Origin of the sequence: Micromonospora sp. FIMYZ51, from assembly GCF_038246755.1 — a bacterium.
GTDB lineage: Bacteria > Actinomycetota > Actinomycetes > Mycobacteriales > Micromonosporaceae > Micromonospora.
The window spans coordinates 4,942,509-4,963,837 of record NZ_CP134706.1 but is presented as its reverse complement, the minus strand read 5'-3'; the positions used below and the strand labels follow the sequence as shown (position 1 = coordinate 4,963,837).

The following is a 21,329-nucleotide window of genomic DNA, read 5'->3' as shown; positions in this document are numbered from 1 at the left end:
CCAGTGTCATGCCGTCGATTCCGAGGAGAGCTAGTGCGCCTGTCTGAGCTGCGCGGACGTACCGTCGCCGTCTGGGGGGCCGGTCGGGAGGGGCGGGCTGCGGTGACCGCGATCGCCGCCCACGGCCCGGCGGACCTGGTCGCCGTGGACGACAGCGCCAACTTCCTCTCGCTGCCCTGGGAAGGGCCGCTGGCGGAGGCCGCCCCGTTGATCACCGGCGAGGAGGGCTTCGACCGGCTGGCCGCCGCCGACGTGGTGGTCCGCTCACCGGGCGTGCCGCAGACCCACCCGTGGCTGGTGGAGCTGCGCCGCCGGGGCGTGACCGTCACCCAGGGCACCGCGCTCTGGATGGCCGATCACGGCGAACGCACCGTCGGGGTGACCGGCAGCAAGGGCAAGAGCACCACGTCGAGCCTGATCAGCCACCTGCTGATCGCCGTGGACCGGCCGAACGTCTTCGGTGGCAACATCGGCGTACCGACGCTGGACCTGCCGGAGGCGGAGCTGTACGTGCTGGAGCTGTCCAGCTACCAGTGCAGCGACCTGACCGACTCACCCCGGGTGGCGGTGGTCACCGCGCTCTTCCCCGAGCACCTCGACGCGCACGGCGGCGAGCGGGAGTACTACCGGGACAAGCTGAACCTGCTGGCGTACGGGCCGCGCACGGTGGTGGTCAACGGCACCGATCCCCGGCTGCTCGTCGAGTTGGGCGACCGGGCGGCGGTACGTGCCGCCACGGCGGACTCGGTGAACGTCGCAACCGGGCCGGACGGGCGTCCCTGGTTCCACCTGGTCGACCGGCCGCTCTTTCCCCGGGCGGTGTTGCCGCTGGTCGGGCGGCACAACGAGGGCAACCTCTGCGTGGCCCTGGCGGTGCTCGACGCGCTCGGTGTGGACCTGGTCGACCGCAAGGACACCCTGGCCGTGGCGGTGGCCGAGTTCCAGGGGCTGGCCCACCGGCTCACCGAGATCGCCGACCCGTCCGGCCTGACCTTCGTCGACGACACCCTGGCCACCAGCCCGTACGCGGCCATGCACGCGATCGACGCGTACGACGGGCGACCGCTGACCGTGATCGTCGGCGGCAACGACCGAGGGGTCGACTACACGCCGTTGCGCGACCACCTGGCCGAGCGGGAACTCACCGTGATCGGCATACCGGACAGCGGCCCGCGTATCGTCGAGGCGCTCGACGGGCTGCCGAAGGTGCGTACCGAACTGGTCGAGGACCTGGCCGAGGCGGTGCGGGTCGCCCGGCAGGTCACCCCGGCCGGCGGGGTCGTGCTGCTGTCGCCGGCCGCCCCCAGCTATGGCCGGTTCCGCAACTTCGAACACCGCTCCGAGGTGTTCGCCGAGGCCGTCCGCACCACCGCCCCGGTCTGACCCGCTCCTTCGTTGATCATGAGGTTGGCGGCAGTCCGACGGCCGACCACTGCCGTCAACCTCATGGTCGACGCGGGAGTGCAGGGGGCCGGCAGTCAGGCCAGGGCGGTGTGCAGGGTGCGCATCGAGCGGATGGCCGAGCGGGTCTCCTGGAGGTAGCGCCCCGGCGTCAAGGTCGGCTCCGGCAGCCGGGCGACATCCGGGCGGGTGGGATCGACGCCGACGGTGTCGACCCCGCAGCCATGCGGCACGGCCAGCGTACGCAGTGCGTCGCAGTGCTGGAACGGCACGTAGATCGGCGCGGTCACCAACAACACCTGGTCGCCGCCGGCCAGGTCGACGTGTCCGGCCCAGAACCGCTGGGTGTCGGCGGTGTGCGCCCGGCGCCGCTCGGGCTCGCTCGACGGCGCGGCGAGCACCCGCACCGGCGGCCGGCCGGAGATCCGGTAGGTCCGCGACGACCAGGAGTGGTGCGGGTGACCGGCGTCCAGGCCGTCCTCGGCGTCCGGGCCGGCAACGTCGAATGTCCACCGGACCGCCGCGTCCAGCGCGTCCACCTCGGTGTCGCAACCGGTCACGCCGGCCTCGGCGAGGGTACGCCGCTCCACGTCGGACAGCGGCCGGTAACTGCCCAGCACGGCCAGTTCGCCAGTCACCCGCAGGCCACGGCGCAGCAGGTCCGCCGCGTACGCGACCCGGCGCAGGCAGGCGTGCGCCAACCCGCCGAGCACCACCAGGTGGGCGTACCGGGGGCGGGCCGGGGGCAGCGGCCGGACCATGCCGAGCGCGATGGCGGCGGCCCGGGCCCGACCGGCGGTGACCGGATCCAGGTCGGGCTCCCGGGCGTCGGGCCGCTCCCGACCGGCCCGGAAATCCCAGTGTCGGGCGGAGAACTCGTCAAGCCCGGCGAGCACCGCACCGAGGTCGCCGGTGGGCCACCGGCCGCCGAAGCAGGCCACCAGATCCCGCAGCGGTGCGCTGTCGACCCAGTCGCCGATCCCCGCCACGGTCGTCCCGGCGTCGGCCGTGCGCACCGCCCGGGGCAGGGCCACCATCGGGTAGCTCGGGGCGACCGGAACCCCGCTCGACCGCGATGCATACCGGCCCGTACCGGGCGTGGGCGCAGGAGGCTTGGTCGACCCGGTGGTGCCGGGCGATGGGGCGGGACGCTCGGGCGCGCCCGGATCCTAACGGCCGTCGCGCCGCCCCGGTCGGACCTCGTCGTGTTCGGCCCGGCCGGTGGGCGTCGGCCCGGTTGCGGGGGTGCTGCCGTCAGCTCAGCCAGCCGACAAGCGACGCGAGCAGCCTCGGGCGCGAAAAACGCGGGTCGCCGCGCGTTCCCATCACCGAAAGCGTGACCAAAGAACGGGCCGGCGACGAAAAGCGTTGACGTGTTGTCAACGGTCGCGGGCCATCGCCCGACACTTTGGCACTTGTCCGGGCAGCGACGGTGATGGAAGCGTGCGCCTTACGCGAACCGAAGGGTGCGACATGACCTCCGACGATCTGTTGGCCCGGCACCGGGCCGTGCTCCCGTCCTGGATGCCGCTCTACTACGCCGAGCCGATCGAGCTGGTCTCCGGCGAAGGTCGTCGGGTCACCGACGCTCAGGGCCGCACCTACCTGGACTTCTTCGGCGGCGTGCTGACCAACATGATCGGCTATGACATCCCGGAGATCCGGGAGGCCGTGCAGCGGCAGCTGGACACCGGCATCGTGCACAGTTCCACGCTGTACCTGATCCGGCAGCAGGTGGAGCTGGCCGAGAAGATCGCCCGGGTCTCCGGCATCCCGGACGCGCGGGTCTTCTTCACCAACTCCGGCACCGAGGCGAACGAGGCGGCGCTGCTTGTCGCCACCAATCACCGCCGCTCGCACCAGATCCTGGCCGTCCGCAACAGCTACCACGGCCGGTCGTACGCGGCGATGGGCGTGACCGGGAACCGGGGCTGGTCGGCAAGCGCGCTCAACCCGCTCCAGGTGGCCTGGCTGCACTCCGGTGAGCGGCTGCGCGGTCTGCTGGCCCGCCTGGACCCGGCCGATCGGCTGGACGCGGCGGTGGAGGACCTGCGCGAGGTGCTCGCCACCCAGACCGCAGGCGACGTGGCCTGCCTGATCGCCGAACCGATCCAGGGCGTCGGCGGCTTCGTGCACGGCCCGGACGGGCTCTTCGCGGCCTGGAAGAAGGTTCTCGACGAGCACGGCATCCTGCTGATCTCCGACGAGGTGCAGACCGGCTGGGGGCGTACCGGCGAGCACTTCTGGGGTTACCAGGCGCACGGCGTCACCCCGGACCTGCTCACCTTCGCCAAGGGCATCGGCAACGGCTTCGCCCTGGCCGGCGTGGTGGGCCGGGCCGAGGTGTTGGAGGCGGTGCCGGCGATCAGCTTCTCCACCTTCGGCGGCAACCCGGTCTCCACCGCCGCCGGCAACGCGGTCCTGGACTACCTGCTCGACCACGACCTTCAGGCCAACGCCGAGCGGGTCGGCGCGATCCTCGGCGACGGGCTGCGCGCCGCGGTGGGCGAGCTGGCCCAGGTCGCCGAGGTACGCGGGAAGGGGCTGATGCTCGCGGTCGAGTTCGTCCGGCCGGGCTGCGCCGAACCGGACCCGGCGCTGGCCACCCGGGTCTTCGAGTCCTGCCGGGAGGGCGGCCTGCTGGTCGGCAAGGGCGGCCTGTACGGCAACGTGATCCGGATGGGTCCGCCGCTGACGCTCACCGAGGAGGAGGCCCGGGAGGGCCTGGCCATCCTCGTCGACGCGATCCGCGCCGGCATCGAGGTCGAGCAGGTGAGCGCGTGAACCGCATCGGGCACTTCATCGACGGCAAGCGGGTCAGCGGCGACTCGTCGCGGCGCGGCGACGTCTTCGACCCGGCCACCGGGCGGCGTACCGGCCAGGTGGAGTTGGCCTCTGCCGCGGACGTCGCGGTCGCGGTCGACGCCGCCGAGCGGGCGGCGCGGACCTGGCGGGACACGTCGCTGGCGAAGCGGACGGCGGTGCTGTTCGCCTTCCGTGAGCTGGTGCACGCCCGCCGCGACCAACTCGCCGAGGTGATCACCGCCGAGCACGGCAAGGTGCTCGCCGACGCCGCCGGCGAGGTGCAGCGCGGGCTGGAGGTCATCGAGTACGCCTGCGGCATCCCCGCCGCGCTGCGCGGCGGCTTCAGCGCGAACGTCTCCACCGAGGTCGACTCGTACAGTCTGCGGCAGCCGCTCGGGGTGGTCGCGGTGATCAGCCCGTTCAACTTCCCGGTGATGGTGCCGCTCTGGTTCGTCCCGGTGGCGGTGGCGGCCGGCAACGCGGTGGTGCTCAAGCCGAGCGAGAAGGACCCGAGTGCGGCGCTGCTGCTGGCCGAGTGGTTCGCCGAGGCCGGCCTGCCCGACGGGGTGCTGAACGTGGTCAACGGCGACGCCGAGGCGGTCGACGCGCTGCTTGCGCACCCGACGGTGAAGGCGGTCTCGTTCGTCGGCTCCACCCCGGTCGCCCGGTACGTCTACCAGCACGGCACCGCCGCCGGTAAGCGGGTGCAGGCGCTCGGCGGGGCGAAGAACCACATGGTGGTGCTCCCCGACGCCGATCTGGACCTGGCCGCCGACGCGGCGGTCAACGCCGGGTTCGGCTCGGCGGGGGAGCGCTGCATGGCGATCTCCGCACTAGTCGCCGTGGAGCCGGTCGCCGACGAACTGGTGGCCCGGATCGCGCGGCGGATCAGCGGGCTGCGGACCGGCGACGGGCGGCGCGGCTGCGACATGGGGCCGCTGGTCACCGCCGCGCACGCGGCCCGGGTGCGGTCGTACGTCGAGGCGGGGGTACGCGCTGGCGCGCTGCTTGTGGTGGACGGGCGGGAGGTGACACCCGACGGCGACCCGGCCGGTTTCTGGCTCGGCCCGACCCTGTTCGACCACGTCACCCCGGAGATGTCGATCTACACGGACGAGATCTTCGGTCCGGTCCTGTCGGTGCTGCGGGTCGGCTCGTACGACGAGGCGGTGGGGCTGGTGAACGCCAGCCCGTACGGCAACGGCACGGCGATCTTCACCAACGACGGCGGTGCCGCCCGGCGCTACCAGCACGAGGTGGAGGTCGGCATGGTCGGCGTCAACGTGCCGATCCCGGTGCCGATGGCGTACTACTCCTTCGGCGGCTGGAAGTCCTCGCTCTTCGGCGACCTGCACGCGCACGGCGCCGACGGGGTCGCCTTCTTCACCCGCGGCAAGGTGGTCACCAGCCGCTGGCTGGACCCCCGCCACGGCGGAGTCAACCTCGGCTTCCCCACCCAGACCTGAGCAGGCGTAGGGTGCCCGCCCCGGCCAGGTAGGCCAGCAGCGCGGCGACGGGCAGCCCGAGCGGCTCGGCCGCCGCCTTGGCGGTCACGCTGTTGGTCACCAGCGCGTAGCCGACGGCGGCGAACCCGGCGACGGTGAGCACGTTCCGGGCGCGCCGGCCGGCCGGCCGTTCGTCTCCCCGCGAGCGGCCGGCCCCGCCTGCCCGGTCGGTGTCGGTGCCGCCTGCCCGGTCGGTGTCGGTGGCCGGCGGGCGGCTCGCGGTGGTCCGGCCGGTGCGGGCCTCGATCGGCCCGAAGACGGCGACCAGCGCGGCGAGCACCCCGGCCAGCATCAGCACCCACGGCAGCCGCCAGGCGAACCAGGCCGCCGAACCGGCCTGCGGGGTGGGCAGCAGGCCGAGCCCGTGCAGCGCACCCACAAGCAGCACCACCGCGCTCAGGTGCCAGAGGAAGACGGTGAGCACGACCGCGTTGACGGCGATGACCGCCTGCCACGGGCGGCTGCGGTGCAGCAAGCGTTCGGCCCGCTCGCGCAGCAGCAGGATCAGCCCGAGCTGGGCGGTGGCCACCGCCAGCAGGGCGACGCTCGGCGGTGCGGCGTTGGCCATCCGTTGCCCCGGCTCGTTGATCATGCTCACCGGGTACGGTCCGACGGCGGTGAGCAGCACCGCGACGGCCAGCCCACCCGCGAGCATCACCAGAGCGGCCCGCGCCGACATGGGCAGGCACCGGCTGCGGAGCCCGACCGGCCCGTTGCCGGCCGGCCGGCAGTTGCCCCGGCGGGCGTCGTACCAGGCGAATCCGAGCTGGTGGATGGCGAGCCAGCCGAGCAGGTAGTTGGCCAGCGCCAGGTCGGCCGGGCCGAGCGCCCGCCCCAGATCGCCGACGGCCACCAGCAGCACCAGCACCGCCGGTACGACCAGCCCGAAGCGGCGGTGCAGCGCGTACATCAGCGGGGTCAACGGCACCACCGCCAGGTAGGCGGCGAGGAACCAGAGCGGGATGGTGGCGAACCAGACGACGGTACGGACCATGCTCGGCTCGGCCCCGGCCAACCGCGCGACAAGCGAAGCACCGGCGAGCATCAGCACCAGCGCGGTGGTCGGGCGCAGCAGCCGGGCGCTGCGGCCCAGCAGCCAGCCGCCCCAGTCACCGTCCCGGCTCCGGTGCGCCGCCAGCGAGGCGGCGTTGGCGTACCCGCCGACCAGGAAGAACACCGGCATGACCTGGACCGCCCAGGTCAGCGGGTATGCCCAGGGGATCGCCGGCAGGGCCGAGTGGCCGTCGGGCTGGCCGTGCCGGTCGTAGTAGATGCTGGCGATCGTCCAGTGACCGAGGACGACCAGCAGGATCGCCAGCGCCCGGAGCAGGTCGAGGTAGCGCTCACGGTCGGCCGGGGTCCGGGCGGCGAGGCGGGCCAGACGGCGCATGACCTGAGGCTATGTCAGCCGGGAGGGTGCCGCCGCCGGAGTCGGGAGCGGCCTGCACCGGCACTGCGGGCTGGCGCGAGCTGGGCGCGGGTGCCTCGGGCGGCGCCGGCTCCGTGCTCTGGCGCAGGTACGCGAGCAGTGCCGCCACGTTTTCGCGCGCCTTCTCCCGCAGGGGTAGCTGCCGCTCGGTGGGGCGCCATCGGGGAATCCAGGCGTGCAGTCGGGACAGCAGACCGACCGCGCCCTGGTGGGACAGGCGGCCGGCGCGTACCAGTGCGCAGGCGCGGCTCACCGTCTCCTTGAACTGGATGCCTTCCGGGCACCTCGGATTCAGCGCGGCCGGGTGGGTCAGCCAGCGGAGAACGATGTCGTCGACGCGGGCCCCGGCGAGCCCGCAGCACAGGGTCCGTGGCCGGCAGACGGACTGGATGAGACTGTCGACCTCACCGTGCTGGTTCGGCTTCGTCGGCTCCTGCTCGATCCCGTCCAGGTAGTTCTCGATGGACCGCAACAGTCGGCCGGCCAGCGCCGGGAAGCGGTCGATGGCGGTGGCGACGCCGACCACCCGCCAGGGGACGTCGGCGTCGTACGGATGGTCGGCGGCCCATTGCAGAAGTACGTCGGCGGTGGTCTCGGTCAGGGCGTTCTGGCGCGCGAGATGCTTGCTGACGAAGACGATCTCCGTCCCCGACCGATGCCGGTCCGCCCAACGGTCGACAAGCGCCGGCAGCCACTCCGGCAGCTCGGCCAGTCTGCGTACGGCCAGCAGGCGCGGCAGAACGTAACCCGCGTCGTCGGTGTCGCCGTATGTTTGCAGCCAGTCCAGGGCGGCCTCGATGCCCCGATTCAGCGACTCCGCCGACAGATCAGCCCGCGCCAACAACGAGGGCAGCACGAAGCCGGCGTCGAGTAGTCCGCCGTGGCGTCCGAGCCAGTGGTGGGCGGCGGTGATCGCGGTTTGGGCGGTCTCGGCTGGCAGGTCGGTTCGCCCGAGCAGTGCTTTCACGACGAACTGGGCTTCGACCAGGTCGCCGTGGTGTCCGAGCCAGTGTTGGGCGGCGGTGATCGTGGTTCGGGCGGTCTCGGCTGGCAGGTCGGTTCGCCCGAGCAGTGCTTTCAGCATGAACTGTGCCGCGGCGAGGTCGCCGTGGTGTCCGAGCCAGTGTTGGGCGGCGGTGGCCGTGGTCAGGGCGGCTTCGGCTGGCAGGTCGGTCCGCCCGAGCAGTGCTTTCAGCACGAACTGGGCATCGACCAGGTCGTGGTACTGCCCGAGCCAGTGTTGGCCGGCGGTGATCGCGGTCAGGGCGGCCTCGGCTGGCAGGTCGGTGCGGCTCAGCAACGGGTGCAGCACGAAGCCGGCGTCGAGCAGTCCGCCGTGGTGTCCGAGCCAGTGGTGGGCGGCGGTGATCGCGGTTTGGGCGGTCTCGGCTGGCAGGTCGGTTCGTCCGAGCAGTGCTTTCAGCACGAACTGGGCTTCGACCAGGTCGCCGTGGTGTCCGAGCCAGTGTTGGGCGGCGGTGATCGCGGTTCGGGCGGCCTCGGCTGGCAGGTCGGTGCGGGTCAGCAACGAGTACAGCACGAACTGTGCCGTGGCGAGGTCGTTGTGGTGCTGGAGCCAGCGCAGGGTGGGCGGGAGCACCTGGTGGAGGTGTTCGGGGGTGAGGTCGTTTCGGCCCAGCAGGGGCGGCAGTACGAAGCCAGCTCTGGCGAGGTCGCCGTGCCGGTCGAGCCAGCGCAGGGCGGGGAGGATCGCCTGGTGGAGGTGTTCGGGGGTGAGGTCGTTTCGGCCCAGCAGGGGCGGCAGTACGAAGCCTGCTTCGGTGAGGTCGCCGTGCCGGTCGAGCCAGCGCAGGGCGGCGGGGACCGCCTGGTGGAGGTGTTCGGGGGTGAGGTCGTTGCGGCCCAGCAACTGATACAGCACGAAGCTGGCTTCGGTGAGGTCGCCGTGCCGGTCGAGCCAGCGCAGGCTGGCGTCGATCCCACGGGTGGCGTCTTCCGGTTTCAGGTCAGCCCGGCCCAACAACGGCGCGATGACGAAGCTGGCCTCCAGCGCCGTCTGGTGCAGGCCCAGCCACGCGGTTGCCACGTCGATCAGTTGACTCGCCTGCGCGGTGGCGACGGTGCGCAGTCCCTTGTAGAGAATGTGTCGCGCGGGCAGGGACGCGCCGTGCGTGCTCAGCCAGGGAGCGCCGAGCTGCGGCCAGTGCTGGAAGAGCGCCTGTGCCCAGGGCGGATTGTCCAGCACCGCACCGAGGGCGTAGGCGCCCTCGTCCTGCTGACTGGAGAGCAACCCGCCAGCGGCCGTCGCGTTGCCGCGCAACCAGGCCGTGTTGTGCGCGGCGAGCGGACCGTCCCGCTGTTGGAGCGCCAGGTCGCGCAGCAGCCGGGCGAAGTTCATGGCGTACCGGCCGATGGTGCGGGCACTGGTCAGGCTGGCATCGAGGATCCGGTTGGCGGCCGTGGTGCGGACCGTGTTGAGCCCGGCCCGGACGGCGCAGTGCTCCAGGAGTTGGTCGACCACGATGTCGTGCACCGGCGCCAACCCGTCCGCCGTCGTGATCATCCAACCCATCGCGAGCAGGACGTCGAGCAGGTGCTCGGCCCGTGCGTCGTCGTTGCCCGCCACACGCCCACCACAGGCGATCAGGGCGGGGCGGGGTTGGGGGGTGGCGGCGGCCATCGCGGCATAGATCTGTAGCCGCAGGTCGGGATCCCGCTCGTCGTCCAGCCGCGCGGCCTGGTGCAGCAGATCGTCCTCGTTGAGCCGGCGGACCAGCCAGTCGAGCAGGTACTCCGGTCGCAGGTCGCCGGTTGCCGCGGACAGCCGCCCCCGTACCGCCTGGGCCTCGGCCTCGGCGGCGATCAGGGTGGCGATGACCGGACGCCGACCACACAGGTGTGCCAGCCGTCCCTCACCCAGGATGGTGCGCGCGGTGGGTGCCAGGGCGGTGACGATCTGGTGTCGGATCCGGTCCAGGTGCTCGTCCTCGGGCCGCAGCTCGACGGGCTTGAAGACCTCGGTGAGGGGGGTGTTGTCCTTCTGGTGGAACCAGCCCGGCCGGGCGGAGCCGAGCAGCGCCAGCCGGATGCCGCGGGCCCGTGCGGCGGGCAGCAGCCGGTGCCGGATCGCCGGGTAGTCCAGGCCGCTCAGGTTCAGGTAGTCGACGATGATCAGCAGTCGTTCGTCGGTGGCTCCGGTCACCACGTCGAGGAGCTGCTCGGTGGTGACCAGCGGTTCACCGGGACGTACGTGCAGCACCCGCCAGCCGGCGTCGACCGCACAGTTGGCGACCTCGAAGCAGGTGCGGGTCTTGCCGATCCCCGCCTGGCCGACCAGCAGCAGGCCACAGGTGCCGGCCAGCTCGTCGAGGCGCTCCAGCAGGCGCCCGGGGTGGGTCGCCGCGCCGGCATCGGCGGGCGGGACGTAGGGCAGCAGATCGCCGCGCAGATGGTCGGCCAGCCCGGTGAGGGCCTCGTCGTGCTCGACGACCCCGGTCGGCAGCAGCTGCGCGGGCACCCGTTCGAGCTGGTCGAGCGAGGTGCCGAGCAGGCCCGCGAAGGTGGGGTCGGTAAGCAACTGGCTGATCCGTACCGCGTCGAGCCGGCCGGGACCGTACCGGGACGGCACCGCCAGCACGACTCCGACCAGCAGCTGGCGCTCGCCGGCGGTAAGCAGTGGCGCACCCGAGTAGCCGCTGTGCGGGTGCGGGTCCCACACCGGCGCGCCGGCTTCGTCGAGCACCACCGCACCGGTCGCGTCCCGTCGGGGTTGCGGTGGGTTCGGCGCGATCCGGGTCGAGTCCAGCGCGTACCGGTGATCCTCGAAGCCGAGACTGGGCATGACGTGGCCGGGTAGCTCGTCGAGGCGGCGGCGACCGTCCCGGCTGACCTGGACCCACGGATAGCCGACGGTCAGGCAGGGCACCGGCTGGTGTCCCCGGAGCTCACCGTAGCGGGTGTGGGTCTCCTCGACCGTCCAGAGTGGCACATCCAGCCGGAGCAGGGCCGCGTCGGCTCCGATGCCGTCGCCCCGCCAGATCACCGTCGCCCGCTGCTCCGCTGTGGTGGGACTGTCGCTGCGGGAGAGCCAGGCGGCCTCGCCACGGGCACCGACGACGTGACCGGCGGTCAGGACCAGGTCCACTCCGACGGCGTACCCGGAGCCGAGCAGCGTGCCGCGCACCTTCACCACCCGCTGGACGTGCGGCTCCAGCCCGGTCACGACAGGTGACCGGCGCAGGTGTGGCGGTTGTCGTCGCTGTTGGTGCCGTCCGGGCAGATGGTGTTCCGCCAGACGACTCCGTTGATCGACGCGCCGGTCAGGTCCGCGCCGGTCAGGTCGGCGTTGCTGAAGTCGGCGTGGTCCAGCCTGGCATTGCGCAGGTCGGCGTCGCGCAGGTACGCGTCGACGAGGCGCGCGTTGCGCAGGTCCGCAGCGGGTTGGTCGGCCGGGGGGTTGGCCGCCCAGGCGAAGGCCACGATGCCGACCGCGCCCACGGCGGTGGCCAGCATCAGCTTGTGCAGGGCCCGCTTGAACTGGTCCTTCAGCGCCTCGTGGGTGGCGGTGTCCTCGATCGCGGTGATCCGTTCGTCAAGATCAGCGATCCGGGTCGTCAGCTGCTCCCGCACGTCGTCCCCGGTCGACGGGTCGCGTTGCGCGGCGATGAGTTCCTCGCGTGCGTTGATCACATCGGCCGGCGTGGCGAATCCCTGTAGGTACTTCGGATTGCGGCGGAAATGATCGGCCACCCGGGCCAGCTCGGACCGTCGCTGCGGCCACGCCTCGTCGAGATCGCTTATCAGCACCAGCTTCGGCAGCAGGATCTGCACCGCGGTCCAGATGGCGTACACCACGGTGGAGAGTCCGGCGACCGCGCCGAGCACCGCCACCCACAACCGGGCGTGCGCCACCGAATCGGGTACGCCGAGGGGGAGTTCGCCGATGCTCGACAGTTGGCTGCCGGCCAGCATCGCGGCCCCGACCGCTGCGGCGCTGGCCACAAGCCATTTCGCCGCGTCGCGGATCCGGTCGTTGCCGAGCTGGAGGGGATCGGTGTCGTTGCCGGACTCGTCAGTCAGCATCGCGCTCGACGTCCACGCCGGGCTTGGGTCGGACGATCGGCGGCAGGTTCGCGCTGCCGACGTGCTTCGGGTCGAGGCCGACCTGGGTCTCGTCGAGGTCCGGGTAGCGAGTCCGGGCCGGCGGTTCCGGCCGCGGCGGTTCCGGCCACGGCTGCTGCCGCCACGGCTGCACCGTCAGCCGGATCCGTTGCGTCCCGGTGTCCCCGGGCCTCGCGACCTGCCATCGGACCCGGCCGCGATCCTCGTGTACCACCAGGCTCAGTTCCACCTCCACGCCGCCGACGGTGTGGCCGGACGGCAATCGGCGAAGATCCTCGATCAGCGCGGCCAGTGCATCGGTCAGGGGGATATCCGGCACCACATCTCCAACATGGACTACGGCCAGCAAGCACGTCGAGTCTGAACGTTAACCGACCCGCCATCCGGCCGAATCCTCCGCCAGGGTGGGCTTCATCCGGGTGGGCGGACGAGGCGGGCGTGCAGGGCGCTCGGGTCGGTCACCTCGGGCAGGTCGCGGGCGGCCAGCCAGGCCGCTGCGGCGGCGCCGTCGCCGGCCCGGCACACCGGCGCGTCCGGCCAGTGCCGTCGGGCCATGGCCCCGACGGCGGCGGTCAGGGAGTGTCGCCGACCAACAGCCCACCGCCGAGCACCATCGCGGTGGCCTCGCCGGCCGGCCGGATGCGGCGGACCGTGGCGGTCAGCCGGGCGCAGGCCGCGTCGACGAGCGCCACGCCGGTCGGGTCGCCGACGCTGGCGGCGTGCAGCACGAGCGGGGCGAGCCGGGCCAGTTCCACCGGAGGCCGCCGGGTGATGGTCTGGATCAGCCCGTCGACGGTTCGCCGGGACGGGTCGGTCACCTCGGCCGAGCCGGTCACCTCGGCGAGGACCCGTCGGCCGAGATCACCCGGGTCCTCGTCGGCGTCGAGGGCGGCGAGCAGCCGGCGTACCGCCTGGTGGCCGAGCCAGAAGCCGGATCCGGCGTCGCCGAGCAGCCACCCGTGCCCGTCGGCGACGCGGTCCAGCCGCAGGTCGCGTACGTGTGCGGCGATCGCGCCGGTGCCGGCGACGAGGACGGTGCCGGTCGGGCTGGCGGTGCCGGAGGCGTAACCGACAAGCGCGTCGGCGTGCACCGCGTACGGGCAGCGCAGCCCGGCCGCGCGCCAGGCGTCGTCGAAGGCCGCCCGGCCGGCCGGATCGGCGTGCAGCCGGCCCGCTCCGGCCAGCCCGATCACGCCGGCCCGTACCCGGTCGGGTGCGACATCGGCGAGCGCCTGTCGCAGGGCGGCCAGGAGTTCGCGGGCGGCCCGCTCGGGTCCGTGGCTTGTCGGGTTGCCACCACCGGCCCGTCCGGTGCCGAGGCGCTCACCGTCGATGGTCACCGCGAGCGCGCGGGTGGACGTACCGCCGGCGTCGAGCCCGACCACGACGGCGCCAGCCATCGACCACCTCCTTATTGATCAATGTTCATGCTGGTCGCGGCGGCCTTCGAAGGCAAGCGATGGGTCGTCTCCAGGAGTATGCGCCAGGTAACAGTTTGAAAACTTCGCCCACGGTCTTGACATGGAGGTGGCTTTAGTAAGAACTTTTACCACTAACAGTAAACAGTCTTTTCCGAAAGGGCTGCCCATGGTTGATCACGAGGCGGACACCCCCGCGGGCACCGCGGTGGCCGACGCCGACGGGGTCGACCGGCGGGGCGCCCCGGGCGTCGCCTCCGACGGGATACTGGCCCGGGTGCGTACCGGCGCCGCCGAGCTGACCGGTGCGCTGCGCCGGGTCGCCGAGCACGTGCTCAGCGATCCCGAGGCCGCAGCCCGGGCCACCATCGTGGAGCTGGCCGAACGCAGCGGCACCTCGCCGGCCACGGTCACCCGGTTCTGCCGGGCGATGGGCTTCGACGGCTACGCCGACCTGCGACTGGGCATCGCCGCCGAGACCGGCCGGGCCCGCTCGGCCGGCTGGACCGTCGACATCGGACGGGAGATCCAGCCGGGTGACCCGCTGGAACGGGTGCTGGAGCAGATCATCGCCGCCGACACCCGGGCCATGCACGACACCGCCGCGCTGCTCGACCTCGCCGAGGTGGAACGGGCCGCGGTCGCCATCGCCGGAGCCAGTCGGGTGAACATCTTCGGTGCCAGCGGCAGCGCCCTGGTGGGCGAGGAGATGCAGTTCAGCCTGCACCGCATCGGAGTGGCCGCGTGGGCGTGGAACGACGTGCACTCCGGACTGGCCGCCGCCGCGCTGCTGCGCCCGGGCGACGTGGCGCTTGGCATCTCGCACAGCGGCCAGACCCGGGAGGCCATCGAGATGCTCGCCGAGGGCGGCAGCCGGGGCGCGACCACCATCGCGCTCACCGGTTTCCGCCGCTCGCCACTGGCCGAGCTGGCCGACATCGTGCTGCTCACCGCCAGCCAGGCCACCACGTTCCGGCCGGATGCGCTGTCCGCCCGGCATCCGCAGCTGGTGGTGCTCGACCTGCTCTACATCGCGGTCGCCCAACGCACCCACGACCGCGCCCACGCGGCCTTCCGGCGTACCGCCCAGGCCGTCGACGGGCACAAGGCCGCGAGAGGAGCCACCGCATGATCAGCGCCCGGGGGTACGCCGAGGCGGTCCGGCCGGTGCTCGACCGCGTCGTCGAGCGGGGCACCGAGTCGATCGGTCGGGCCGCCGACCTGATCGCCGGCAGCCTGCGCGACGGCGGGGTGCTCCAGGCCTTCGGTGCCGGGCACTCCGAGGCGTTCGCCGCCGAGCTGGTCGCCCGGGCCGGCGGGCTGGTCCCCGCCAACCGACTCTCCCTGCACGACCTGGTGCTGCACGGCGACGCCCCGCGTGGCCTGCTCACCGACCCGAAGCTGGAACGCGACCCGGCCATCGCGCACCAGCTCTACGAGATCGCCGCACCCCAGCCGCGGGACGTGTTCGTGGTGGCGTCCCAGTCCGGCATCAACGGCTCGGTGGTCGAACTGGCCCTGCTGGCCACCGGGCGCGGTCACCCGTTGATCGCGGTCACCTCGGTCGAGCACACCGGACGGGTCGCTCCGCGCCACCCGTCCGGTCAGCGGCTCGTCGATCTCGCCGACGTCGTGCTGGACAACGGCGCGCCGTACGGCGACGCACTGCTGCCGCTCGAGGGCGGCGGCGCGGTCTGTGCGGTCTCCTCAGTCACCTCGGCGCTGCTGGCGCAGTTGCTGACCGCGGAGGTCGTACGACGGTTCCACCAGGCCGGAGAGGTACCCCCTATCTATCTCTCCGCAAACGTCCCCGGTGGGGACGAGCACAACCTCGCCCTCGAGTCGCGGTACGCCGGGCGTCTCCGGCGCACCGCCTGACCGACACCACAAGGAGAGTTCCAGATGTCTGTTATGCCCGAGAACCCGGCCGATCTGACCCGGCGGACGGTGCTGCGCCGGGCCGCTGCGGTGGGCCTGCTGGCCACCCCGGCCGCGGGTCTGCTCAGCGGTTGCGTGACCGGTGGCAGCGACGAGCCGACCGACCAGGCCGAGGGCGACAAGTCGGCGGAGAACCCGCTTGGCGTCAAGGCGGACGCCCCGCTGGAGGTGGTCATCTTCAACGGCGGCCTCGGCACCAAGTACGCCACCGACGTGCACATCCCCTCGTACAACCAGAAGTTCCCGGACTCCAAGGTGGAGTTCTCCTCGACCGAGGAGATCGGCACCGTCCTGCAACCCCGGTTCGCCAGCAACACCCCGCCGGACATGATCAACAACGCCGGCTCGAAGTTCCTCGACCAGGGCGCGCTGGTGCAGGCCGGCCAGGTGCAGGACCTCACCGAGCTGTTCGACGCGCCGTCGCTCGACGACCCGTCGAAGAAGGTGCGTGACCTGCTCATCCCGGGCACCGTCGAGCAGGGCACCTACAACGGCAAGCCGTACGTGCTCAACTACGCCTTCACCGTCTTCGGGCTCTGGTACGACAGCGCGCTGTTCGAGAAGAACGGGTGGGCCGCCCCGACCACCTGGGCCGACTTCACCGCCCTCTGCGACAAGATCAAGGCGGCCGGCATCACGCCGTACTCGTACGCGGGAGCGAACGCCGCGTACTACCAGTACCTGGTGCTGCTGACCAGCGCCGCCAAGATCGGCGGCCCGGACGTGCTGAAGAACATCGACAACCTTGAGGACGGTGCCTGGCAGGCCGAGCCGGTGCGCAAGGCCGCCGAGGCGTGGGCCGAGATCGGTGCCAAGTACGGCAACAAGGCGCACCTGGGCCTGAAGCACACCGAGATCCAACTCCAGCAGAACCAGGGCAAGGTGGCGTTCTACCCCAGCGGTTCCTGGCTGGAGAACGAGCAGGCCAAGGACACCCCGCCCACCTTCAAGTACGCCGTCATGCCGGTGCCGAGCGTGACCACCTCGGACGCGCTGCCGGCCTCCGCGATCTACGCCGCGGCCGGTGAGATGTACTTCGTCGCGTCGAAGGGCAAGAACCCGCGCGGCGGCATGGAGTACCTGCGGCACATGCTCTCCAAGGCCGGTGCCAAGGGCTTCACCGAGCTGACCAAGGTGCTCACCGTGGTCCAGGGCGCGGTCGACGGTGTGGAGATCTCGCCCGGCCTGACCAGCGGCAACAAGATGCTGGCCGCGGCCGGCAGTGACTACTTCAGCTACCGCTTCGACACCTGGTACAAGAAGCTCGACGACGAGGCCCGCGCCGCGACCAACGAGCTGATGTTCTCCGGCGGCACCGCCCAGAAGTTCTGTGACCGGATGCAGAAGGTCGCCGACGCGGTGAAGAGCGACTCCTCCATCGAGAAGTTCAGCCGCTGAGTCGAGCGTAGGACGAGCGGAGAGATCACCATGCGGCACGGCAGGTACCCGTTCATCGTCGGCTTTCTGGCCGTACCGGTCGCGATCTACGTGACCTTCGTCATCGGGCCGTACGCCCAGGCCTTCTACCTCGCCACCACCAACTGGCGAGGGGTGAGCGCCAACCCGACGTTCATCGGCCTGGAGAACTTCGAGCGGCTGCTGACCGACGACGTGTTCTGGAAGGCGGTCCGGCACCACGGGCTCCTGCTGCTCGCCCTGCCGCTGCTCACCATCGCGATCGCCCTCTTCTTCGCCTTCATGCTCAACGTCGGCGGTGGCGGCCGGGGCGGCGTGATGACCGGGGTCTGGGGGTCGAAGTTCTACCGCCTGGTGTTCTTCTTCCCCCAGGTCCTGGCGGTGGTCATCGTTGGCGTGATCTTCAGTCGGGTGTACGCCCCGGACGACAGCGGCCTGATCAACGGCGCACTCGGCGCCGTCGGCATCGAGCCGGTGCTGTTCATGGCCGACCCGAAGATCGCCCTCTGGTCGATCATCGCGGTGCTGGTCTGGCAGTCCGTCGGCTTCTACGTGGTGCTCTTCTCCGCCGGGATGGCCTCGGTGCCGAAGGACATCTACGAGGCGGCCACCATCGACGGGGCGGGTCGGGTGGCGATGTTCTTCCGGGTCACCCTGCCGCTGTTGTGGAACACCCTCCAGGTGGCCTGGGTCTACCTCGGCATCGCCGCGTTCGACGCCTTCGCCATCGTCCAGGTGCTCTCCGTCGACCAGGGCGGCCCGGACGGCGCCACCACGGTGCTGGGCATGGAGATCTACCGCAACGCGTTCAGCTACTCCCAGTTCGGCTACGCCTCGGCCATGGGCGTGGCGCTGTTCTTCCTGACGATCACGTTCGCGGCGCTCACCCTGCGCGTCAGCCGGCGTGAAACGATCGAGCTGTAAGGCGGGACCCGCAATGACGACCGACATCGCACCCAGCGCCCCCGCCGCCCCGGCCGCCAATCCTCCCGGTCCGGGGCGGGGCCGGCTGGGCCGTCGGGGCCGCGACTCCGAGGTGGGCGTGCTCAGCGGCCTCGGTCACCTGGCCCTGCTGGTCTGGGCGATCCTGGTGATCGCTCCGCTGCTGTGGACCATCCTCGCCTCGTTCAAGACCAACACCGAGATCTTCCTCGGCAACCCGTTCGCCCTGCCCGGCACGTTCAACTTCGACAGCTACGCCCGGGCGTGGAGCGAGGCGAACGTCGGCCGGTACTTCCTGAACAGCGTCTTCGTGGTGACGCTCAGCACCGCCGGCACCATGCTGTTCGGTGCGATGGCCGCGTACGTGTTGGCGCGCTATCCGTTCCCGGGCAACCGGGTGGTCTACTACCTGTTCGTCTCCGGGCTGGCCTTCCCGGTCTTCCTCGCCCTGGTACCGCTCTTCCTGGTGGTCAACAACCTGGGCCTGCTCAACACCTACACCGGCCTGATCCTGGTCTACATCGCGTACTCGCTGCCGTTCACCGTCTTCTTCCTGGCCGCGTTCTTCAAGACGCTGCCGCATTCGGTGGCCGAGGCCGCGATGATCGACGGCGCCTCACACACCCGGCTGTTCTTCTCGATCATGATGCCGATGGCGCGACCGGCCCTGGTCAGCATCGCGATCTTCAACGTCATCGGGCAGTGGAACCAGTACCTGCTGCCGGTGGCGCTCATGCAGGGCCGGGGCGCCGAGCAGAAGTGGGTGCTCACCCAGGGCATCGCCAGCATCTCCACCTCGGCCGGTTACGAGGCGGACTGGGCGGCCCTGTTCGCCGCGCTCACCCTCTCCATCCTGCCGATGATCGTGGTGTACGCCTTCTTCCAGCGCCAGATCCAGTCCGGCCTCACCGCCGGCGCGGTCAAGTAGCGCGACGCCCCGCCAGCTCATCCTTGGCTGATCAATCGAGGACGAGAGCCAGGTGATGCCGTAGTGCGGCCCGTCCGGCGGGGGTGGGTCGCCATGGCGCCGAAACGGTTTCGCAGCCCCGTCGTCGCGCTTCATCCGTGGTGAGTGAACCGACATCAGGTGCTTGACTCGTCAATATCTTAACGAGTAAGTTCGATGGACGTCGATACTTGTCTCACGGAAAGCAGGTGAAGCGTGCTGAAGTCCATCGCTGTCGCCGCGACCATCGCTGTCGCCGCGACCGTCGCTGGCGTGCTGGTCGCCGCCCCTCCCGCCTCGGCAGCCCCCGCTCAGGCGTCAAACGGAATCTGGCCGTCCGGGAACTGCCCGCAGGGCGTGTTCTGCCTCTGGCCCGAATGGGACCCATGGGTGACGCCGGCCCTGGCGACCAGCACCGACTGGTCCGGCGAGGTCCCGGGAGGGCTGTTCTACAACAACACCTCCCGCAACGTCGACATCACCTTCCGCTGGAGGCATGACTCGCCGTGGGGCCCCTTCACCATCTGCCTCACCCCCGGCAACGGGCAGGACACGTACTGGCCCGGGATCGTGACGAAGGTGAAGGTCCACACGCAGCCCTGCGTGTGGTGATCCCGTAGCCCCGCCCGGGCGAACCGAGGCGCGGGAGCGTGTCGGTGGCTACGGGCAGGATGGGGGTGTGCTGGTCGCGGTGGTGGCGGGGAGGGCGGTGCGGGCGTGCTCTGCCCGCTGCGCTCGGACGGGCGGTGCGCGGGTCCGGCCGAGCCCGTCACCGACCTCGCCGCCGCCGTCGCCGCGCGGGAGGTCGCGGACCGGCCCCGCTGGGTCTGGGCCTCCGGCACGACCCTCTACCCCGGCCTGCTGCGCGCCGGAGTCCGGGTCGAGCGCTGTCACGACGTCGAGCTGACCGAGTCCCTGCTGCTCGGCCACGCCGGCCGCTGGGGTGAGCCGCGTTCCCTGGCGGCGGCCTGGGCCCGGCTGACCGGCGCCCCGGTGCCGCCCGATCCGCCGCCGCGGGCCGCCGCCCCACCCGGGGCCGGGCAGGCCGCGCTCTTCGAGGCCGTGCCCGGGCCGCCGGGCCCCGACATCACCGCCTTGACCCGGGTGTACGCCGACCAACTCGACCGCATCGCGGCGACCGGGCATCCCGGCCGGTTCCGCCTGCTGGTGGCCGCCGAGTCGGCCGGGGCACTGATCGCCGCCGAGATGGGGGCGGCCGGGCTGCCCTGGCGGGTCGACGTGCACGACACGATCCTCACCGAGCTGCTCGGCGAGCCGTCCCCGGTGGGCGGGCCACCGCGCCGACTCGCCGACCTGGCCGCCCGGATCGCCGAGGCGTTCGGCGTACGCCAGCTGCATGCCGACTCCCCGGCCGAGCTGCTGCGCGCCTTCTCCCGGGCCGGTATCGACCTGCCCAACACCCGGTCCTGGGTGCTGCGCGGGGTCGACCATCCGGCGGTCCCGCTGATCCTGGCGTACAAGGAGCTGTACCGGATCTGGACGGCGCACGGCTGGACCTGGCGGGACGCCTGGGTCCGCGACGGCCGGTTCCGCCCCGAGTACGTCCCCGGTGGGGTGGTCTCCGGCCGGTGGGCGACCCGGGGCGGTGGCGCGTTGCAGATCCCGAAGGTGATCCGGCGGGCTGCGGTGGCCGACCCGGGTTGGCGGTTCGTGGTGGCCGACGCCGGGCAGTTGGAGCCGCGGGTGTTGGCGGCGGTCTCCAACGACGTCGGGCTGGCTCGGGCGGGCGCGACCGGTGACCTCTACGCCGCGCTGGCGCGGGACGCGTTCGGCGGCGACCGGGGCCGGGCCAAGGTGGCCCTGCTCGGGGCGATGTACGGGCAGACCGGTGGGGCGGCGGTGCCGGCCCTGGCGGTGTTGCGGCGCAACTATCCGACCGCGTTCGGCTACGTGGAGGCGGCGGCGCGGACCGGCGAGGCCGGTGGGTTGGTGCGCTCGTGGCTCGGCCGTACCTGCCCACCTGGGACGGTGGGCTTCGCCGCGGACGAGGGTGCCGAACCGGAGCCGCTGCATGATCCCCGCTCACCGCGGGCCCGGGCGGCCCGTTCCCGGGGCCGGTTCACCCGCAACTTCGTCATCCAGGCCACCGCCGCCGAATGGGCCTCGACGCTGCTGGCGGTGCTCCGGGGTGAGCTGGCCGGCACCGACGCCGAGCTGGTCTTCTTCCAGCACGACGAGGTGCTGGTGCACTGTCCGGCCGAGCAGACCGAGCGGGTCACCGAAGCGGTCGAGCGGGCCGGGCAGCGAGCCACCACGCTGCTCTTCGGCGCCACCGCGGTGCGCTTCCCGCTGGATCTGTCGGTCGTGCGCTGCTACGCCGACGCGACCTGAGCCGGGTCGCCGCGCATTGTCCGGCGAGCCGGACACCGGGCCAGATCTCGATCGGAGCGGGTAACCCGGCGGCCGTACTGCATTTCCTGCGGCTG

At 71.9% G+C, this 21,329-nt stretch carries 15 protein-coding genes and 1 pseudogene; 10 read left to right on the top strand and 6 right to left on the bottom strand.

Annotation, left to right across the window (positions count from 1 at the left end; all coding sequences use genetic code 11):
• Positions 1 to 33: 33 nt before the first annotated feature.
• Positions 34 to 1,383 carry a UDP-N-acetylmuramoyl-L-alanine--D-glutamate ligase gene (murD, locus tag QQG74_RS22150; RefSeq protein ID WP_341716674.1) on the top strand — a complete coding sequence of 450 codons (1,350 nt, stop codon included), beginning with the start codon at positions 34 to 36 and terminating at the stop codon, positions 1,381 to 1,383.
• Positions 1,384 to 1,478: 95 nt separating this feature from the next.
• Here the strand turns inward: murD and QQG74_RS22145 are convergent, their stop codons facing one another.
• Positions 1,479 to 2,438: a hypothetical protein gene (locus tag QQG74_RS22145; RefSeq protein ID WP_341716673.1), complete on the bottom strand. Its 960-nt coding sequence runs from the start codon at positions 2,436 to 2,438 to the stop codon at positions 1,479 to 1,481.
• Between the two features lie 436 nt (positions 2,439 to 2,874).
• Here QQG74_RS22145 and QQG74_RS22140 point away from each other — a divergent pair, with 436 nt between their 5' ends.
• Positions 2,875 to 4,185, top strand: a complete 1,311-nt coding sequence (locus QQG74_RS22140; RefSeq protein WP_341716672.1) for an aspartate aminotransferase family protein — start codon at positions 2,875 to 2,877, stop codon at positions 4,183 to 4,185.
• Positions 4,182 to 5,672, top strand: a complete 1,491-nt coding sequence (locus QQG74_RS22135; RefSeq protein WP_341716670.1) for a CoA-acylating methylmalonate-semialdehyde dehydrogenase — start codon at positions 4,182 to 4,184, stop codon at positions 5,670 to 5,672. Before QQG74_RS22140 ends, QQG74_RS22135 begins: the two co-directional genes overlap by 4 nt.
• Here QQG74_RS22135 and QQG74_RS22130 read toward each other — a convergent pair.
• From QQG74_RS22130 to QQG74_RS22110, 5 genes and pseudogenes are all read right to left on the bottom strand, one after another.
• Positions 5,644 to 7,101, bottom strand: coding sequence for an acyltransferase (locus QQG74_RS22130; RefSeq protein ID WP_341716669.1), 1,458 nt, complete (start codon positions 7,099 to 7,101; stop codon positions 5,644 to 5,646). The genes QQG74_RS22135 and QQG74_RS22130 overlap by 29 nt on opposite strands.
• The gene (locus QQG74_RS22125; RefSeq protein ID WP_341716668.1) at positions 7,055 to 11,323 is read right to left on the bottom strand and encodes a hypothetical protein; all 4,269 of its coding nucleotides are present in this window, start codon (positions 11,321 to 11,323) and stop codon (positions 7,055 to 7,057) included. Before QQG74_RS22125 ends, QQG74_RS22130 begins: the two co-directional genes overlap by 47 nt.
• The gene (locus QQG74_RS22120; protein WP_341716667.1) at positions 11,320 to 12,183 is read right to left on the bottom strand and encodes a pentapeptide repeat-containing protein; all 864 of its coding nucleotides are present in this window, start codon (positions 12,181 to 12,183) and stop codon (positions 11,320 to 11,322) included. The genes QQG74_RS22125 and QQG74_RS22120 overlap by 4 nt, the downstream gene beginning before the upstream one ends.
• Positions 12,173 to 12,541 carry a hypothetical protein gene (locus QQG74_RS22115; RefSeq protein WP_341716666.1) on the bottom strand — a complete coding sequence of 123 codons (369 nt, stop codon included), beginning with the start codon at positions 12,539 to 12,541 and terminating at the stop codon, positions 12,173 to 12,175. The genes QQG74_RS22120 and QQG74_RS22115 overlap by 11 nt, the downstream gene beginning before the upstream one ends.
• Before the next feature lie 92 nt (positions 12,542 to 12,633).
• Positions 12,634 to 13,622, bottom strand: a pseudogene (locus QQG74_RS22110) (BadF/BadG/BcrA/BcrD ATPase family protein).
• A gap of 187 nt (positions 13,623 to 13,809) precedes the next feature.
• Between QQG74_RS22110 and QQG74_RS22105 the strand changes: the two are divergent.
• The 7 genes from QQG74_RS22105 to QQG74_RS22075 all read left to right on the top strand — a co-directional run bounded on the left by QQG74_RS22105 (position 13,810) and on the right by QQG74_RS22075 (position 21,234).
• Entirely contained in the window at positions 13,810 to 14,772 is a 963-nt protein-coding gene (locus QQG74_RS22105; protein ID WP_341716665.1) for a MurR/RpiR family transcriptional regulator, read from the top strand.
• Positions 14,769 to 15,518, top strand: coding sequence for an SIS domain-containing protein (locus tag QQG74_RS22100; protein WP_341716664.1), 750 nt, complete (start codon positions 14,769 to 14,771; stop codon positions 15,516 to 15,518). The genes QQG74_RS22105 and QQG74_RS22100 overlap by 4 nt, the downstream gene beginning before the upstream one ends.
• 24 nt (positions 15,519 to 15,542) lie before the next feature.
• The gene (gene ngcE, locus QQG74_RS22095) at positions 15,543 to 16,976 is read left to right on the top strand and encodes an N-acetylglucosamine/diacetylchitobiose ABC transporter substrate-binding protein (RefSeq protein WP_341716663.1); all 1,434 of its coding nucleotides are present in this window, start codon (positions 15,543 to 15,545) and stop codon (positions 16,974 to 16,976) included.
• A 30-nt stretch (positions 16,977 to 17,006) separates the two neighbouring features.
• The gene (locus tag QQG74_RS22090) at positions 17,007 to 17,918 is read left to right on the top strand and encodes a sugar ABC transporter permease (protein ID WP_341716662.1); all 912 of its coding nucleotides are present in this window, start codon (positions 17,007 to 17,009) and stop codon (positions 17,916 to 17,918) included.
• A gap of 13 nt (positions 17,919 to 17,931) precedes the next feature.
• On the top strand, positions 17,932 to 18,864 hold the full coding sequence (locus tag QQG74_RS22085; protein ID WP_341716661.1) for a carbohydrate ABC transporter permease: 933 nt from the start codon (positions 17,932 to 17,934) through the stop codon (positions 18,862 to 18,864).
• A gap of 234 nt (positions 18,865 to 19,098) precedes the next feature.
• Positions 19,099 to 19,494 (top strand): hypothetical protein, encoded by a 396-nt coding sequence (locus tag QQG74_RS22080; RefSeq protein WP_341716660.1) that lies wholly within the window; start codon positions 19,099 to 19,101, stop codon positions 19,492 to 19,494.
• A 105-nt stretch (positions 19,495 to 19,599) separates the two neighbouring features.
• Positions 19,600 to 21,234, top strand: coding sequence for a bifunctional 3'-5' exonuclease/DNA polymerase (locus QQG74_RS22075; protein WP_341716659.1), 1,635 nt, complete (start codon positions 19,600 to 19,602; stop codon positions 21,232 to 21,234).
• The last annotated feature ends 95 nt before the right edge of the window (positions 21,235 to 21,329 follow it).